The 2176-nt window shown below is 34.8% G+C and carries 2 protein-coding genes; both read left to right on the forward strand.

Annotation, left to right across the window (positions count from 1 at the left end):
• A partial coding sequence (locus U9P79_08690) for a polysaccharide deacetylase family protein (GenBank protein ID MEA2104696.1) occupies positions 1-862 on the forward strand: 862 nt, incomplete at its 5' end.
• 3 nt (positions 863-865) lie between these two features.
• Positions 866-2026, forward strand: coding sequence for a glycosyltransferase family 2 protein (locus U9P79_08695; GenBank protein MEA2104697.1), 1161 nt, complete (start codon positions 866-868; stop codon positions 2024-2026).
• The last annotated feature ends 150 nt before the right edge of the window (positions 2027-2176 follow it).

Raw genomic sequence — 2176 nt, forward strand, 5'->3', positions numbered from 1 at the left:
TTGCCCTGTGGAATGTTTTTGCATTCATATTCCACTTGGGGTTTATCTGCGTCGAATAAATCAGCGTCGAATATCTATGCATAAAAATCACACTAATCCGATTCCTTTTCTTATGTATCACGAAATCAGGGAAGATGGCGATCCATATTCCGTCAGCGAATCTGAATTTCGTTTGCAAATGAAATACCTGTACGGCTATAATTTTCACACAATAACTTTACGGGATTTTTATCAGCACCGAAGAGAAAATGTTTTGCTTCCCTCAAATGTAATCGTAATCACATTTGACGATGGCTATGCAAATAATTTTACAAAAGCATTTCCGATTTTGGCCAATTATGATTTTCGAGCAACATTTTTCATAACCACTAATTTGATAAAAATTCAAAGGGGATTATCCGAGCAGCAGATTAGCGAACTAAACAATGCGGGGATGTGTATCGGATCTCATACAAAAACTCACCGATTTTTGAGCGCCCTTAATACAGAAGAAATTAGATCGGAATTAGCAGATTCAAAAAAAATACTTGAAGATATTATTGAAAGCAAGGTTGAGCATTTATCTCTCCCGGGTGGAAGATCGAAAAAAAGAAGCCAACAAATTGCCGAAGAAGTTGGTTATAAAACCATTTGTACATCCCGGGTTGGTTGTAACAATTTGAATTCGGATATTTTTCGTTTGTGCCGAATCCCCATAAAAAAAAGCATAAATATGGAAGCATTTACAAAAATTGTATCTGGGGATGAAAATTATTTTCATAAATTACAGAAGATGTCCAGATTAAAAAATATGGGAAAACTAATGTTGGGAAATAAATTGTACCATTCATTCTGGAAAATATTTCATAGTAATTCGGGATAAATCATGCTTTGGGCTAAAATAATTTTTGGGTTTTCAGCACTTTGTCTTTTTTATATTTTTCTTGGTTATCCTATTCTCATTTCTATCCTTTCGAAAATATTTCCATATAAGAATAATTTTTCGCAAATTGGCAAGGACGAATATGCTCTACCGTCGGTTAGCCTCCTAATTCCAGCATACAACGAAGAACAGATAATAGAAGATAAAATCAGAAATATTCTTGACCTTGATTACCCTTCCGAAAAACTTGAAATGGTTATTGCATCGGATGGCTCGGATGATAAAACGAATGAAATCGTGAAGAATTATTTTGCCAAAGTTAAACTGATCGAATACAAAAAGCGAGAAGGGAAAACAACACTTTTAAACAAAACAGTTCCCAAACTTAAAAACGAAATAATTGTATTCTCGGATGCTTCCGCAATGTTAAATCGAGATGCGATAAAAAAAGTAGTTTCACACTTTCAGGATGAATCAATCGGAAGTGTATCCGGAAAATATCTCGTTTTCAATATTGATGACACGTCCCGTACTAAAGGTGAGGGAATTTACTGGAAATATGAAACTTACATAAAAAGATGTGAAAGCAAATATTATTCAATACTCGGAGCTCATGGGGCGCTGTATGCTCTCCGAAAAAAACTTTTCAAACCCCTACCGATAGACGCAATCAATGATGATTATATTTTACCAATGTATTCGGTGGAACAAGGTTTTCGAGCGGTTTACGATTCTTCGGCAATATCTGAAGAATTTGCCACAACATCTATCCATGGCGAGATCAAACGAAGAATCCGCATATCCGTGGGGAATTTCCAGCAACTTTTTCTTCTAAAATCTCTTCTGAATCCCTTTAAAGGACGCATTGCTTTTGAATTTTTATCCCATAAATTTTTGAGAAGTTTCTCGTTTGTTTTTTTTATTTCCCTTTTCTATTCAAACTTATTTATAATAGCACCTGTTTTTCACTATATATTATTTTTGCAAATACTATTTTATCTTTCATCATTATTGGGTTTTCTGCCTGCAAAAATGAATTGTAAAATTAAAATTTTCACATTACCATTTTATATTTTCCTCATCACTTTTGCCTCTCTTTTGGGCTTTTACAAATTTCTTTTTGGAGAACAAAAAACCACTTGGGAAAAATCTGATGAAGTATAAATAAATTTACCGCAGAGAAAAGGGAAAAGAGCAAAACTATCCGCCGGCTGGCGGAGGGGATAAGTTAGCACCAGCGGTGTGGAATCTTTGTAGCGTAAGGCGTCTGGCTTCGTTTCACTACGCCAAGATAGGTTAGCCTTATGTGAAAAA

This window comes from Candidatus Cloacimonadota bacterium, from assembly GCA_034661015.1.
Taxonomy (GTDB): Bacteria; Cloacimonadota; Cloacimonadia; order JGIOTU-2; family JGIOTU-2; genus JAYEKN01.

Excerpts from the sequence above, each read along its gene's own strand:
- U9P79_08695 (MEA2104697.1), top strand. The coding sequence starts at position 866 with ATGCTTTGGGCTAAAATAATTTTTGGGTTTTCAGCACTTTGTCTTTTT.